The organism is Cellulomonas sp. NPDC058312, assembly GCF_042880135.1.
GTDB lineage: Bacteria > Actinomycetota > Actinomycetes > Actinomycetales > Cellulomonadaceae > Cellulomonas.
The window spans coordinates 713,708-728,543 of sequence record NZ_JBHVZE010000002.1; the positions used below are offsets into that span (position 1 = coordinate 713,708).

The window sequence follows — 14,836 nt, forward strand, 5'->3', positions numbered from 1 at the left end:
GCGTCATGCTGACCGCCATCGTGCACATCGACACCGACGCCGCCCGCATCCCCGAGGCCGCCGCCGCCATCGCCGAGATCCCCGGTGTGAGCGAGGTCTACTCCGTCACCGGCGGCGTCGACCTGATCGCGATGGTCCGGGTCCGCGAGCACGAGGAGCTCGCCGACATCATCGCCGACCGCGTCAGCAAGGTCCCCGGGGTCGAGCGCACCCAGACCTTCATCGCGTTCCGCACGTACTCCCAGCACGACCTCGACCAGGCGTTCGCCCTCGGCCTGGAGGACTGACCCCGGGCGGGTCAGCGCCGGGCCCGCGACCAGCTCCCGCTGCGCAGCGCTCCACCCACCCCCACGAGGGGTCACGACACGCCGCCCCGCGGTCCCGTCACCCAGCATGTCGTGACCTCTCGTCGGGGTCGACTCGGGGTTGGCGGGTGGCGCGGTGACAGGACACGCCGCTGCGGAGGTGCGGGCGTGGACGCGCGGACTCCGGTCTCGGCGAGCGCGGGGCGGGTGGGTGCGCGGCGCGCGGGGCGGGTGCGCGGCGGGCGCGGCGGGTGGATCAGGCGGAGGCGGCGCGCCAGCGGGCGAGGACGTCCGCCGCGGCGCCCTCGTCGACGGAGCGGCGCGCGTGCTCCAGCCCCGCCGTGAGGCGGGCGACGAGGTCGCCGCCGGACGCACCGGTGCCGGGCAGGCTGCCGTCCGCGACCAGCGCGGCGGCGGCGTTGAGCAGCACGGTCTCCCGAGAAGGGACGTTCTTCCCCGCGAGGACGGCACGCGCGACGCCGGCGTTGAACTCCGCGTCCGCGCCGCGCAGGTCCGCGACCGTCAGACGCGTGAGCCCGAGGTCGGCGACCGGGTCGAGCGCGTGCTCCGCGACCTCGCCGCCCTCGACGTGCCAGATCCGCGCGGTACCGGTCGGCGCGAGCTCGTCCAGGCCGTCGTCGCCACGGAACACCAGGGCGTCGGTGCCGCGGCGCGCGAGCACCCCGGCGACCAGCCCGGCCATCCGCTCGTCGGCCACGCCGATGGCGGCGGCCGCGGGCTGCGCGGGGTTGGTCAGCGGGCCGAGGAAGTTGAACACCGTGCGGATGCCGAGGTCGCGGCGGGCGACGGCGACGTGCCGCATCGCCGGGTGGAACGTCAGGGCGAAGCAGAACGTGATGCCGACCTCAGACGCCAGCTCGGCGACGCGCGCGGGCGTGTGGTCGAGCCGGATGCCGAGCGCCTCGAGGACGTCCGCCGACCCGGAGGACGACGACGCGGCACGGTTGCCGTGCTTGACGACCCGCACGCCGGTGCCCGCGATGACGACGGACGCCATCGTCGAGACGTTGACGGTGTGGGCGCGGTCGCCGCCGGTGCCGACGATGTCGACCGCCCGGCCGGGCACCTCGAACCGCAGTGCGTGCGCGAGCATCCGGTCGGCGAGGGCGGTGAGCTCGGTGACGGTCTCGCCCTTGGCCCGCAGCGCGGTGAGGAAGCCCGCGATCCGTGCCGGCGACGCCTCACCGGACATGATCTCGTCCATGGCCCAGCCGGTCTGGGCCTCGGTGAGGTCCCCGCGCTCGACGAGGGTCGTCAGCAGGTCGGCCCAGGTGACGCCGGTCGTCATGCGCCGGGCGTCGCGGGCAGCAGCCCGGCGACGGCGGCCTGCAGCTCGACGGGGTCGAGCGGCTGGGACACGACGGCGTCGGCGTCGGACCACGCGGCGAGCCACGCGTCCTGCGGGCGGCCGGTGAGCACGAGCACGGGCGGGCAGCCGAACACCTCGTCCTTGACCTGGCGCGCCAGTGCCATGCCGCCGACCTTGGCGGCCTCCCCGTCGAGCACGAGCAGGTCGTACGTCCCGGTCTCGGCCTGCGCGAGCGCGGCGGCGGCCGTCGCGACCTCGCTCCACCGGATGTCCGGGGCGCCGCGGCCGAGCCGCCGGCCGACGCCGAGGCGCACCTGCGCGCGCGTGTCGGCGTCGTCGCTGTAGAGCAGGATGCGGGGGCCCTGCGCCGCGACGGTTCCGTCGTGGCGGTCGGCGGCCAGGTCAGCGGCCAGTTCTGCAGACATCGCGGTCCTTCGTCGGGCGTCCGGGGCGCCTCGCGCGCGTCCCTGCCCTGCATCTTGGCACGCCGCGGACCCCCGGGACCCGGGACGACCGGCGCGCCGCGCCCGCCGCGCGATCACGCGGGATCGTGCCCGGGATGTGCGCGGATCGAGGTGACGGTGTGACAGAAACCTCGGCGACGCCCTGGGACTTGTGACCCATGTGGGCCGGATATCGGCCATACTGACGTGCGTGACGACCGCAACGGCTGCCCCCGCCTCCGCTCCCCACGTGAGCGTCAACCGACCGAACCCCGTGTCGGTCGGGACGATCGTGTGGCTGGCCTCGGAGCTGATGTTCTTCGCCGGCCTGTTCGCGATGTACTTCACGCTCCGCTCGACGGTCCCCGAGGAGTGGGCCGTCCAGACCGAGAAGCTGAACATCACGTTCGCGGCGATCAACACGACGGTGCTGCTGCTGTCGTCGGTCACCTGCCAGATGGGCGTCTTGGCCGCCGAGCGGTTCCAGCCGGTCCGCTCCGGCAGCCTGCTGAACATCCGCGGGTGGGGCATGAACGAGTGGATGACCCTCACCTACGTGATGGGCGCCGTGTTCATCGGCGGCCAGGTCTTCGAGTACGCCGAGCTCGTGCACGAGGGCCTGACCATCTCCTCCAGCCCGTACGGCTCGGTGTTCTACCTGACGACCGGGTTCCACGGCCTGCACGTGGTCGGCGGCCTGATCGCCTTCCTGTTCCTGCTCGGCCGCTCGTTCACCGCCGGCCGGTTCGGCCACCACGAGGCGACGACCGCGATCGTCACCTCGTACTACTGGCACTTCGTCGACGTCGTGTGGATCGCGCTGTTCGCGACGATCTACCTGATCCGTTGACGCCACGCCCCCGCAGCACCCCCGCAGCTCCCGAAGCCCCCCGCACGCCCGAGACGAGGATCCATCCGTGAAGGCACTCGCCGCCCGCAGGCACCACCGGTCCGCACCGGTCGTGCTGCTCCTGCTGGCGCTGCTGCTGACCGGCGCCGTGTACGCGATCGCCCAGCCCGCCAGCGCCGACGCGGCGCAGGCAGCGGCGAGCGAGAGCGACGTCGCCGCCGGTCAGAAGCTGTTCCAGGCCAACTGCGCCACCTGCCACGGCGTGTCCGCCGAGGGCCGTGAGGCCGTCGAGGGCGGCGCCGGCGGCCCGTCCCTCATCGGCGTGGGCGCCGCCGCCGTCGACTTCCAGGTCGGCACCGGCCGCATGCCCGCGCAGATGAACGGCGCGCAGATCATGGCCAAGCCCGCGCAGTTCGACGACGAGCAGATCGCGCAGCTCGCGGCGTACGTCGCCTCCCTCGGCGCCGGCCCCGCGATCCCCACCGAGGAGCAGGTCGACCCGACGAAGGGCGACGTCGCCACCGGTGGCGCGCTGTTCCGCACCAACTGCGCGATGTGCCACGGCGTCACCGGCGCCGGCGGCGCGCTGTCCCAGGGCAAGTGGGCCCCGGCGCTCGACGAGACCACCCCCACGCACATCTACGAGGCGATGCAGACCGGCCCGCAGTCGATGCCGGTGTTCAACGACGCCAACATCACCCCGGACGAGAAGCGCGACATCATCGCCTACCTCGACGCGCAGCGGGAGGGGTCGCCCGGCGGCCTCACCCTCGGCTCGGTCGGCCCGGTCAGCGAGGGCCTGTGGGCCTGGGTGATCGGCATCGGCCTGCTGATCGGCGCCTCGGTCTGGATCGGAGCCAAGTCCTCGTGAGCACCCACCACGACCCCTCGACGGACCTCACCGCCCACGGCACGCACGCGCTGCCCGAGCGGTTCGAGGACCCGGGTCACCCCGAGCACCACCCCCGTCAGGCGGACCAGGACCCGAAGGCCGACAAGCGCGCGGAGCGCCAGGTCGTCGCCCTGTTCACGATCTCGATCATCGGCACCGTCGGTGCGCTCGCCGCGTACTGGTTCTTCCCGCCGGGCGAGACCGTCGGGTCGATGCGGACGTCGAACCTGCTGCTGGGCCTGGGCCTGTTCTTCGGGCTCATCGGCATCGGTGCCGCGGCAGTCCACTGGGCGAAGTCCCTGATGAACGACCACGAGCGCTCCGAGGACCGCCACGCCATCCGCTCCGAGGACTCCGTCCGCGTCAAGGCCGTCGAGGCCCTGCGCGACGGTGCCAAGGACTCCGCGATCGGCCGCCGTGGTGTGCTCAAGGGCGCCATGGTGACCTCGCTCGCGCTGTTCCCGCTGTCCATCGCCGTGCCGCTCGTCGGCAACATCGGTGGCGGCTGGGACGTCTCGCGCTCGAAGCACACGATGTGGAAGAAGGGCACCAAGCTGGTGCTCGACCCGACGGGCCGCCCGATCAAGGCCGCGGACGTCACCATCGGGTCCGCGTTCCACGTCATCCCGGAGGGGCTCGAGGACACCGAGCACCCCCTCAACGAGAAGGCCAAGGCGGTCGTCCTCATGGTCCGCATGGACCCGGCCGACCTCCGTTCCGAGCAGGGCGAGGGCTGGTCGTACGACGGCATCGTCGCCTTCTCGAAGATCTGCACCCACGTCGGGTGCCCGGTCGCCCTCTACGAGCAGCAGACGCACCACATCCTGTGCCCCTGCCACCAGTCGACCTTCGACGCCGCCGACAGCGCCAAGGTCGTCTTCGGTCCGGCCAAGCGCCCGCTGCCCCAGCTGCCGATCACCGTGGACGACGAGGGCTACCTCGTCGCCCAGGACGGCTTCGACCAGCCGATCGGCCCGTCCTTCTGGGAGCGCCTCACATGAGCACCCTGACATCCCCCTCCACGCCGTCGGCCCCCCCGACGGCAGGAGCCCGCGCGGCCGCCGCGACCGCCGACTACCTGGACCAGCGCACCGGCATCGGCGGCGCGGTCAAGGAGTTCGCCCGCAAGATCTTCCCCGACCACTGGTCGTTCCTCCTGGGTGAGATCGCGCTCTACTCCTTCGTCGTGCTGCTGATCTCGGGCACGTTCCTCACGATGTTCTTCGTGCCCTCGATGACCGAGGTGCACTACCACGGCCCCTGGGCCGCGATGGACGGCGTGCAGATGTCCGAGGCGTTCGCCTCGACGCTGCGCCTGTCGTTCGAGGTCCGCGGCGGTCTGCTCATGCGGCAGATCCACCACTGGGCCGCGCTGATCTTCATGGCCTCGATCGTCACGCACATGATGCGCGTGTTCTTCACCGGGGCCTTCCGCAAGCCGCGCGAGCTCAACTGGCTCGTCGGCTTCACCCTGATGATCCTGGGCCTGCTGGCCGGCTTCTCCGGCTACTCGCTCCCCGACGACGTGCTGTCCGGCAACGGCCTGCGCATCGCCGACGGCGTCGCCCGCGCGATCCCGGTCCTGGGCTCGTACATCTCGTTCGGCCTGTTCGGCGGCGAGTTCCCCGGCACGGAGCTGATCCCCCGGCTGTTCACGGTGCACATCCTGCTGATCCCCGCGCTGATCCTGGCGCTGATCGGCCTGCACCTGCTCATGGTCGTGCTGCACAAGCACACCCAGTACCCGGGTTCGGGGCGGACCGACAAGAACGTCGTCGGCTACCCGCTGTTCCCGGTGTACGTCGCGAAGGCCGGTGGCTTCTTCTTCGTGGTGTTCGCCGTCATCGCCCTGATGGCCGCGACCATGACGATCAACCCCGTCTGGAACTACGGCCCCTTCGACCCCAGCATCGTCGGCGCCGGCGCCCAGCCGGACTGGTACATGCTGTTCCTCGAGGGCGGTCTGCGCCTGATGCCCGGTCAGGCCGAGTTCGTCATCGGCCAGTACACGGTGTCGGCGAACATCCTCGTGCCCGGCGTGGTCATCCCCGGCCTGCTGTTCACGGTGCTGGCCCTGTGGCCGTTCATCGAGGCGTTCGCGACCGGCGACAAGCGCGAGCACCACGTGCTCGACCGCCCGCGCAACGCGCCGTTCCGCACCGCGTTCGGCGTCGCGTTCCTCACCGCGTTCATGGTGCTGCTGCTCGCCGGGTCGAACGACCTCATCGCGACGCACTTCCACCTGTCGATCAACGACATCACCTGGGTGCTGCGGTTCGCGCTGTTCATCGCCCCGGCTCTCGCGTTCTGGATCACGAAGCGGATCTGCCTGTCGCTGCAGCGCAAGGACCGCGAGCTGGTCCTGCACGGCCACGAGACCGGCCGCATCGTCCGGTTCGCGTCGGGCGAGTACATCGAGGTGCACAAGCCCCTCGACGCGCACGAGCGCTGGCTGCGCGTGCAGCACGAGCCCCGACGTCCGCTCGAGATCGAGCCGGCCGAGGACGCCCGTGGCGTGCGCCGCAAGGGCTACCGCACGGACGCGCTGCGGCAGCGGCTGTCCCGCGTCTTCTACGAGGACCGGGTCGAGCCCGTCACCCCCGCGGAGCTCGCCGCCGCGCAGTCGCACGGGGCGCACGACGCCCTGCCGGCCGCGCACGACGAGCAGCGCGAGGAGCTCACGGCCGGGTCCGCCGGCACCCGGCACCTCGCGCCGGAGCCCGAGGACACCGAGGGCACCCACCGCTCCTGATCCACCCCCTGACCAGGGGAATCATCCCGCCCGCCCGGTCGTTGGACCGGGTGGGCGAGGAACGGGACACCACGCCCGGGTCGCGTCGGCTCACGCCGGGGCGGCCCGGGCGTCGCCGTCCCGGCCAGCGCCCGGTCGTGCCCACGTCCCCGGCCGACGCCCGCCACGGCGGGCCAGGACCCCCGGGACGTGGTACGACAGAGAGCAGGCGCGCATGTCCTGCACGGGACGGTCGTGCGCCTGCCGCCAAGACGCCGCCGCGGCGCAAGAGCCGCGGCACGAGCAGGAGAGGCACTGATGGCCGACTACACCCTTCCGGACCTGCCCTACGACTACGCGGCGCTCGAGCCGCACATCTCCGGTCGCATCATGGAGCTGCACCACGACAAGCACCACGCTGCGTACGTGACGGCCGCCAACGCGACGCTGGAGAAGCTGGCAGCCGCCCGGGAGTCCGGCGACTTCGGCGCCGTCGCCGGCCTGGAGAAGACCCTCGCGTTCAACCTCGGCGGGCACGTGAACCACTCCGTGTTCTGGCAGAACCTCTCCCCCGAGGGCGGCGACAAGCCCGTGGGCGAGCTGGCCGCCGCGATCGACGAGTTCTTCGGCTCGTTCGACAAGTTCCAGGCGCACTTCACCGCCAACGCCACCACGATCATGGGCTCCGGCTGGTCGATCCTCGCGTGGGACTCGATCGGCGAGAAGCTCGTCATCGTGCAGCTCTACGACCAGCAGGGCAACATCCCGCTCGGCCTCGTGCCGATCGTCGTGCTCGACATGTGGGAGCACGCGTTCTACCTCGACTACGTCAACGTCAAGGCGGACTACGTCAAGGCGTGGTGGAACATCGTCAGCTGGGCCGACGCCGGCGCGCGCTTCGAGCGGGCCCGCAGCCAGACCTCGGGGCTGATCGTCCCCGCGCTCTGACGCACCCGGACCCACCGAGGGCCGGCGACCCGCCGCGGTTGCCGGCCCTCGGCGTGTCCGCTCCATGAGACGGTGCACGGCGGACAACTCCGGACGAACGGGGACGACACGCCGACGCGTCACGGCCTCCGTGTCCCCCGATCGGTCGCACCGCTTGCCCACGCACGCAGGCGTGCACCACCCTGGCTCGGGTCGGTCCCGACGTGACCGACCCGGTGTCTCAGCCGCACCGATACCGGCCTGCTTCCCCGAAGGAGCACGCCATGAGCAGCACGTCCGTACGCCGTCCCCACCTCCTCCGCGTGGCAGCAGTCGCACTCGCGCTGACCACGATCGGAGTGGTCGACGCGAGCGTCGCCGCTCCCGGCGCCGATGCCGCCGGGTGCAGCTTCAGCAACCTCACCTCGAAGAGCGTGAAGAACGTCAACTGCAAGCTCGGGGCCTACGGCTACAAGAGCAGCGCGGCGTCGACGACAGGTGTCCAGGTCGGCGCCTGGGCGTTCCCTGGTGGCTGGTCGACGAATCCGTCTGCCATCTGCTACGCCTTCCCGACGATGGTTCATGCGTGATCTCGGTCGATCCGGCAGCGGGTTCGGCGTGGAGGGACGCCGTCGCTCCGGGCTTGCTGGTCGCCGTGGGCCTGGTGGCCGGCTGCACGGCCTCCGGTGCCGCGCCCTCGGACCTGGTCGGTGGCCCGTGGGCGTCAGAGCTCGCGTACTACGACGCAGCCACGGACAGCGCGTTCGCCCACCAGGCCCTCGCCGACGGGGAGATCTCGGATGCCGAGGTGGAGGAAGGGCGCGCACTCGTCGACCAGTGCTACCGGGACCACGGCGCCGAGGTGACGTACGACCCGTACGGTCGGGCCACTGTCTCGGTCGTCACCGGCAGCGAGGACCCGATGCAGGTCATGGGGACGTGCGAGTTCGCCGACGGGGGCGTGGTCGTCCTGCACGGTCAGATCCGCCTCAACCCCGAGAACCTCGACCCGGCGACGATCCAGGCCGAGTGCCTCGTCGAGCGCGGGATCGTCGAGCCGGGCTTCACCGCCCGGGACCTCGAGGAGTTCGTGCAGGTCGACGGCGCGGCCGTCCCGTGGGCGCCCTCCCGGCAGGAGGCCGCGGCCGCCTGCATGATCGACCCGCTGGGTGTCGTCCCGGTCGTGGGCACCGGCGCGGTCGATCCGGAGCCCACACCCTGATGCGGCCCGGCCCCGCCTCGGTCCTGACGCTGATCGTGCTCACCGCCCTCGCCGGCGGCGTCGGCGTCGGCGTCGCGGTGACCGCCCCGGGTCCACCCCCGATGCTGGCCTCGGGGGCGCCGGTCACCGAGGTGCCCGTCACGACGCGCACGTTCGACGACGCCCGCGGCCTGGCCCTCCGGGTGTCCGCGGGCGAGGCCCGCGCGCTCACCTCGCGCAGCGACGGCCTCGTGACCGCGACGACCTGCGTCGCCGGCGGCACCGTCGAGAGCGGCACCTCGTCGTTCGCCGTCGACGGGACCGGGCTGCTGAACCTGCACACCGCGGAGCCGTTGTGGCGCCCGCTCGGGCCGGGAGACCGAGGACCGGACGTCACAGCGCTGCACGCCGCGCTCCGCGCCCTCGGCCACGACGCCCCGCAGGGTGACCGGGTCACCCGCGCCACGCTCCGGGCGTTCGCGGCCGCGACGGTGGCAGCCGGGATCCCGACGCCCCGGGCGGTGCCGGAGGTCGATCCGGCACTGCTCGTGTGGCTCCCGGAACCCGTCGTGCCGGTGCGTCGCTGCAGGGCGACGGCGGGCACGCAGGTCGTGGACGGCGACACCCTCGCGGAGCTCCCGGCGGCCGTCTCCGGCGCCGCGCTCGTCGGTGTGCCCGCCGATGCGGCGCCCGGGGACCGGGTCCTCGTCGTGGACGAGCAGGCCGTGCCCGTGGACCCCGACGGTGAGGTCCGCGACGCGACGTCGCTCGCCGCCGTCGCGGCGTCGCGGAGCTACCGCGACGCCGCATCCGGCGGCGATCCGACGGCCGACGTGACGCTGACCGTGACCTGGTCGTTGGCGGAGCCGCTCGAGGTCGGCGTGGTCCCGCCGAGCGCCGTGGCCGGTGCGGGCACGCCCACCAGCTGCGTGCGGGACGTCGCGGGTCGACCGGTCCGGGTCGGTCTGGTCGGCTCGGAGCTCGGCCAGTCCTACGTCGTGCCGGCCCCCGGGGCGTCGCTCCCCGACGCGGTCCGGACCGACCCGCCCGCGGGATGCGGCGGCTGACGGGTGCGGGTGGTCCTCGCTGGCCTCGGCCACCGGTTCCCGCGGCAGCCGTTCCTGTTCCGCGGCGTGACGGCGACCCTCCTCCCGAACCGCGTCTACGCGCTGGTCGGCCCGTCCGGGTCGGGCAAGAGCACCCTGCTGGCGCTGCTAGCCGGCTGGCTCGAGCCCACGGAGGGGCGGGTGCACCGCACCGGGGTGAGCCGGGTCGGCTGGGTGTTCCAGAACCCGCACGGCGTCGCTCGCCGCACGGCGCTGGACCACGTCGTGCTCCCGCTGCTCGTCCAGGGGCTCACTCGCCGCCGGGCGCGCGACCGCGCGCAGGCGCTGCTGGTCGAGTTCGGGCTGGGCGACGCCGCCGACCGGGAGTTCGCCGCGCTCTCCGGCGGTGAGGCGCAGCGCCTGATGCTCGCGCGCGGGATCGCCGCCCGGCCCGATCTGTTCCTGGTCGACGAGCCGACCGCCCAGCTCGACGCCCGCACGGCCGCGCGGGTGAGCAGCACCCTCGCCGGGCTGGCGCGCGCCGGGACCGTCGTCGTGGTCGCCACCCACGACGCGCAGACGCGCGCAGCCTGCACGGACACCCTCGACCTCGTCACCGCCGGTGTCGAACCCCGTCCGGCGTCGGGAGCGTCCGGCGCATGAGGTGGGTGCTCGGCGAGGCAGCGCGCGACATCGGCTCCGGCACCGCCCACGTCCTGCGGTCCGCCCTGGTCCTCGCCCTCGTCGTCGGCGGGTGCACCGCAGCGGACGTCGCCTCGGTGGACGCGCTGCTCGACCGGGGTGCCGCGTTCCGGGACTCCGGCGCCGCGGTGCTGACGATCGACGCACCCGGGGCGGTAGACGGCGACGCCTGCGACGCCCTTGCGGACGTGCCCGGCGTCCGCGCCGCCGGTGCCCTGCGCCAGGAGCCCGAGCCCCTGGTCCCCGCGGCACTGCCGCGCGGGCCCGTGGCGCACTACGCCGTGACCCCGGGCACCGCCGACCTGCTCCGCGTCGACGTCACCGAACCCACGGGAGTCCTGCTGGCCGCGCAGGCAGCCGCCGCGCTGGGCGTCGGCCCGGGAGACCCCGTCGTCCTGAGCAGCACCCCGACGACGGTGCGCGGCGTCTTCGCCTGGCCCGACGACGGCCGGCGGTCGGGCTACGGCTACGCCGCGCTGGTCCCGGCCGACCGCACGGAGCCGTACGACACCTGCTGGGTGAACGCCTGGCCCGTGCCCGCCGGACTGGCCGCGCTGGTGCGCCTCGCCGTGCTCCCGGGTGCCGACGAGGGTGCCGGGCCGGCGATCACCTCGCAGCTCAACACGACGCTCGGCACGTCGTTCGACGGCGCGCGCCTCCACGCGGACCGGACGACACGGCACGCCCCCACCGTCGCGCTGGGTGCCGGGGTGCTGCTCGGCTACGCCGGGACCCGCACCCGGCGGCTGGAGCTGGCGGCGGCGCGGCACGTCGGTGTCACCGCCCGCGCCCAGCACGTCCAGCTCCTGCTGGAGTCGCTCGCGTCGGTGTTCCCCGCCGGGGTCCTGGTCGCGGCGGCGGCGGCGGCGCAGATCACGCTGGGCAGCGGTGCGGATCCCGGCGCGCTGGTAGCGGTCGCGGTGTCGGCGACCGTGCCCGGGCTGCTGGGTGCGGTGCTCGGGTGCCAGGCCGCCGTCGCCCTCACGCGGGAGGCGCACCTGTTCCGGTACTTCCGGCTCCGGTGAGCCACCGGTCCGGACGCCACGAGGCCGGGCTCCCCGTGGGGTGCCCGGCCTCGTGCGGTGTGCGGGTCGCGTCAGTGCGCGTGCTGCCCGCGGCTGAACTCGAAGATCCAGCCGACCAGGCCGATGATCCCGAGCGCCGCGCCGACGTACAGCAGCCACCAGCCGATCGCCATGCCGAGGAACGCCAGCGCGCCCGCGAACGCGATCGTGATGGGCCACCAGCTCCACGGGCTGAACACGCCCTGGTCGCCGGCACCCTCGGCGATGAGCGCCTCGGGGTCGTCCTCGGGTCGGGCGTCGATCCGGCGGGAGACCAGCAGCAGGTAGCCGCCGATCATGCCCACCAGGCCACCGACCAGCGGGATGCCGACGGTGCCGACGGCCTCGCCGCCGCTCCACCAGGCGTAGACCAGCCCGATCGGGATGAAGAACAGCACGCCCCCGAGGAACAGGTACGGCTCGACCTTCATCGCGTGGCGCGGGCGGGCGCCGTCACCGGTCTCGGACGGCCGGCCACCGGCGTCGTGCGTCAGGGGCGCGTTCATCGGGTGCTCCCGTCCTGGTCGTCGGTGTCACGCTCGGTGCGCGGGCGGTCGTCCACGATCGTCGCGGACGACTGCTCGGGCTCGCCGCCGCCGTGGGCCATGCGGTCCCGGGCGACGCCCTGCTCGCCGGAGCGCTCGGCCTCCCAGTCGAAGAACCCGGGGTCGGGCTCCACGTGGTCCATCGCCGCGACCTCGGGGTGGTGCAGGTCGAACGCGGGACGCTCGGAGCGGATGCGCGGCAGCGACGTGAAGTTGTGCCGCGGCGGCGGGCAGGAGGTCGCCCACTCGAGCGACTGGCCGTAGCCCCACGGGTCGTCGACGGTGACCTTCGGCGCCTTGCGCCAGGTGATGTAGACGTTCCACAGGAACGGCAGCGTGGAGATCGCGAGGATCATCGAACCCACGGTCGACACCTGGTTCATCCAGGTGAAGCCGTCCTCCGGCGAGTAGTCCGCGTACCGACGGGGCATGCCCTCGGCGCCGAGCCAGTGCTGGATGAGGAACGTCATGTGGAACCCGACGAACAGCATCCAGAAGTGGATCTTGCCGAGGCGCTCGTTGAGCATCCGGCCGGTGAACTTGGGCCACCAGTAGTACATGCCCGCGAACATCATGAACACGACGGTGCCGAACACGACGTAGTGGAAGTGCGCCACCACGAAGTAGGTGTCGGACACGTGGAAGTCGAGCGCGGGGCTGGACAGGATGACGCCGGTCAGACCGCCGAAGAGGAACGTGGTGAGGAAGCCGATCGTCCAGAGCATCGGCGTCTCGAACGTGAGCTTGCCGCGCCACATCGTGCCGATCCAGTTGAAGAACTTCACACCGGTCGGCACCGCGATCAGCATCGTCATCAGCGCGAAGAACGGCAGCAGCACGGCACCGGTCACGTACATGTGGTGCGCCCACACGGTGACGGACAGCGCGGCGATGGCGACGGTCGCGTAGACCAGGCCCTTGTAGCCGAACACGGGCTTGCGGCTGAACACCGGGAGGATCTCCGTCGCGATGCCGAAGAACGGCAGGGCGATGATGTAGACCTCGGGGTGCCCGAAGAACCAGAAGAGGTGCTGCCAGAGGATGGCGCCGCCGTTCTCGGGGTTGAAGACCTGCGCGCCGAGGCGGCGGTCGGCACCGAGCGCGAACAGCGCGGCGGCCAGCGGCGGGAACGCCATCAGCACGAGCAGGCTGGTGACCAGCGTGTTCCAGGTGAAGATCGGCATCCGGAACATCGTCATGCCGGGCGCGCGCATCGTCACGATCGTGGTGATGAAGTTGACCGCACCGAGGATCGTGCCGAAACCGGTCAGCGCGAGGCCGAACACCCACAGGTCACCACCGGCACCCGGTGAGTACACGGAGTTCGACAGCGGCGCGTACGCGAACCAGCCGAACGACGCCGCGCCCTGCGGGGTGAGGAAGCCGCCCGCGGCGATCAGGCCGCCGAACAGGTACAGCCAGAACGAGAACGCGTTGAGCCGCGGGAACGCGACGTCGGGAGCGCCGATCTGCAGCGGCATGATGATGTTGGCGAACGCGGAGAACAGCGGCGTCGCGAACAGCAGCAGCATGATCGTGCCGTGCATCGTGAAGAGCTGGTTGTACTGCTCCTTGCTCTGCACGATCTGGATGCCGGGCTCGAACAGCTCGGCACGGATCAGCAGCGCCATCAGGCCGCCGATCGCGAACCAGGTGAAGGCCGCGATCAGGTACATGTAGCCGATCGTCTTGTGGTCGGTCGACGTGACCCACTTGACGACGGTGCGCCCGAGAGTCTGCCGGCGCGGGGCGAGCCCCGGGACGGTCTCGACGGTGGCAGCCATCAGTTGTCTCCCTCTTCGCCCGCGGCGGTCTCGGTGTCGCCCTCGCCGGTGACCCGGACGTCCTGCAGGCGGCTGTACTCGAGGCCCAGCTGACCGTCCTGGCCGGCGTCGCGGAGCTCCTCGACGTGCGCGTCGTACTCCTCGCGCGAGACGACCTTGACGTTGAACAGCATCGACGAGTGCTCCTCGCCGCAGAGCTCGGCGCACTTGCCGACGTACTCGCCCTCGACCTGCGGGACGACCTGGAACGTGTTGGTGCGCCCCGGGATCATGTCCTGCTTGTAGAGGAACGCGGGCACCCAGAACGAGTGGATGACGTCGCGGGAGTCGAGCACGAACTCGACGTTCTCCCCGACGGGCAGGTACAGCGTCGGCTGGTCGGCGAGCACGCCGGTCTCGCCGACGGCCTGCGCGTGCTGGCCGGTGTCGTACACGTCGTCGTCGACGTAGTTGAAGTCCCAGCTCCACTGCTTGCCGATCACCTGCACGGTGAGGTCGGGCTCGGCGCTGGTGTCCTGGATCTCGGTCATGTCGCGCGCCGTGTAGTAGAACAGCACGCCGACCATGATGATCGGCAGGATCACGTACATGATCTCGAGCGGCACGTGGTAGCGGAGCTGGACGGGCAGCTGGTCGTCGTCCTTGCGCTTCCGGTACACGGCGACGCACCAGATGATCAGGCCCCAGGTCAGGATGCCCACGAGCAGCGCGGCGACCCAGGAGCCGACCCAGAGGTTCATGATGCGGCCGGTCTGGTTCGTGATCTCGTTCTCGGAGTCACCGGGCAGCCAGCCGCGCTGGACCTCCGGCGAGCATCCGGCGAGCGCGAGCGCGGCGAGGCCGACGAGTCCCGCCACGGCCAGTCTGTTCCGCCTCGGGCGGGGGGTCTGCGAGCGCACCGGGGGCCTTCCACTTCGGTCCCCGCCGCGCGCGACGCCTGCGCTGCGCCGTCCGACAGGGAAGTCGCCTAGGACCTATGTCCTCGATCCCGAGCAGCCTAGCGCGCTGACCGGCCC

General features: G+C 72.2%; 16 protein-coding genes. 11 read left to right on the plus strand and 5 right to left on the minus strand.

Features of this window, described 5'->3' with window-relative positions; all coding sequences use genetic code 11:
* Positions 1-5 precede the first annotated feature (5 nt).
* Positions 6-287 (plus strand): Lrp/AsnC family transcriptional regulator, encoded by a 282-nt coding sequence (locus tag ACFVXN_RS07765; RefSeq protein ID WP_389229809.1) that lies wholly within the window; start codon positions 6-8, stop codon positions 285-287.
* 274 nt (positions 288-561) lie between these two features.
* Here ACFVXN_RS07765 and trpD read toward each other — a convergent pair whose 3' ends face one another.
* On the minus strand, positions 562-1,614 hold the full coding sequence (gene trpD, locus ACFVXN_RS07770; protein WP_389229812.1) for an anthranilate phosphoribosyltransferase: 1,053 nt from the start codon (positions 1,612-1,614) through the stop codon (positions 562-564).
* Entirely contained in the window at positions 1,611-2,060 is a 450-nt protein-coding gene (locus tag ACFVXN_RS07775) for a hypothetical protein (protein WP_389229815.1), read from the minus strand. Before ACFVXN_RS07775 ends, trpD begins: the two co-directional genes overlap by 4 nt.
* A 268-nt stretch (positions 2,061-2,328) precedes the next feature.
* Here ACFVXN_RS07775 and ACFVXN_RS07780 point away from each other — a divergent pair, with 268 nt between their 5' ends.
* The 10 genes from ACFVXN_RS07780 to ACFVXN_RS07825 all read left to right on the plus strand — a co-directional run bounded on the left by ACFVXN_RS07780 (position 2,329) and on the right by ACFVXN_RS07825 (position 11,452).
* Complete coding sequence (locus ACFVXN_RS07780) at positions 2,329-2,928, plus strand: heme-copper oxidase subunit III (protein ID WP_389229818.1); 600 nt, start codon at positions 2,329-2,331, stop codon at positions 2,926-2,928.
* A 67-nt stretch (positions 2,929-2,995) separates the two neighbouring features.
* Positions 2,996-3,799, plus strand: coding sequence for a c-type cytochrome (locus ACFVXN_RS07785; RefSeq protein ID WP_389229821.1), 804 nt, complete (start codon positions 2,996-2,998; stop codon positions 3,797-3,799).
* On the plus strand, positions 3,796-4,821 hold the full coding sequence (locus ACFVXN_RS07790) for a Rieske 2Fe-2S domain-containing protein (protein ID WP_389229824.1): 1,026 nt from the start codon (positions 3,796-3,798) through the stop codon (positions 4,819-4,821). The genes ACFVXN_RS07785 and ACFVXN_RS07790 overlap by 4 nt, the downstream gene beginning before the upstream one ends.
* Positions 4,818-6,572, plus strand: a complete 1,755-nt coding sequence (locus ACFVXN_RS07795) for a cytochrome bc complex cytochrome b subunit (RefSeq protein WP_389229827.1) — start codon at positions 4,818-4,820, stop codon at positions 6,570-6,572. Before ACFVXN_RS07790 ends, ACFVXN_RS07795 begins: the two co-directional genes overlap by 4 nt.
* 297 nt (positions 6,573-6,869) lie before the next feature.
* The gene (locus tag ACFVXN_RS07800; protein WP_389229830.1) at positions 6,870-7,499 is read left to right on the plus strand and encodes a superoxide dismutase; all 630 of its coding nucleotides are present in this window, start codon (positions 6,870-6,872) and stop codon (positions 7,497-7,499) included.
* A gap of 263 nt (positions 7,500-7,762) precedes the next feature.
* A complete protein-coding gene (locus ACFVXN_RS07805) occupies positions 7,763-8,068 on the plus strand; it encodes a hypothetical protein (RefSeq protein ID WP_389229833.1) in 306 nt (101 codons plus the stop codon).
* A complete protein-coding gene (locus ACFVXN_RS07810; RefSeq protein WP_389229836.1) occupies positions 8,065-8,700 on the plus strand; it encodes a hypothetical protein in 636 nt (211 codons plus the stop codon). Before ACFVXN_RS07805 ends, ACFVXN_RS07810 begins: the two co-directional genes overlap by 4 nt.
* Complete coding sequence (locus ACFVXN_RS07815; protein ID WP_389229839.1) at positions 8,700-9,746, plus strand: hypothetical protein; 1,047 nt, start codon at positions 8,700-8,702, stop codon at positions 9,744-9,746. Before ACFVXN_RS07810 ends, ACFVXN_RS07815 begins: the two co-directional genes overlap by 1 nt.
* Positions 9,747-9,755: 9 nt before the next feature.
* Complete coding sequence (locus ACFVXN_RS07820) at positions 9,756-10,388, plus strand: ATP-binding cassette domain-containing protein (protein ID WP_389229842.1); 633 nt, start codon at positions 9,756-9,758, stop codon at positions 10,386-10,388.
* Entirely contained in the window at positions 10,385-11,452 is a 1,068-nt protein-coding gene (locus ACFVXN_RS07825; RefSeq protein ID WP_389229844.1) for a hypothetical protein, read from the plus strand. The genes ACFVXN_RS07820 and ACFVXN_RS07825 overlap by 4 nt, the downstream gene beginning before the upstream one ends.
* A gap of 71 nt (positions 11,453-11,523) precedes the next feature.
* On the opposite strand, the gene ACFVXN_RS07830 is transcribed toward ACFVXN_RS07825, so the two are convergent.
* The 3 genes from ACFVXN_RS07830 to coxB form a co-directional block, all read right to left on the minus strand.
* Positions 11,524-11,922 (minus strand): cytochrome c oxidase subunit 4, encoded by a 399-nt coding sequence (locus ACFVXN_RS07830; protein WP_389230536.1) that lies wholly within the window; start codon positions 11,920-11,922, stop codon positions 11,524-11,526.
* Positions 11,923-11,993: 71 nt separating this feature from the next.
* Positions 11,994-13,820: a cytochrome c oxidase subunit I gene (ctaD, locus tag ACFVXN_RS07835; RefSeq protein WP_389229847.1), complete on the minus strand. Its 1,827-nt coding sequence runs from the start codon at positions 13,818-13,820 to the stop codon at positions 11,994-11,996.
* Entirely contained in the window at positions 13,820-14,677 is an 858-nt protein-coding gene (gene coxB / locus ACFVXN_RS07840; RefSeq protein ID WP_389229850.1) for a cytochrome c oxidase subunit II, read from the minus strand. Before coxB ends, ctaD begins: the two co-directional genes overlap by 1 nt.
* Between the last annotated feature and the right edge of the window lie 159 nt (positions 14,678-14,836).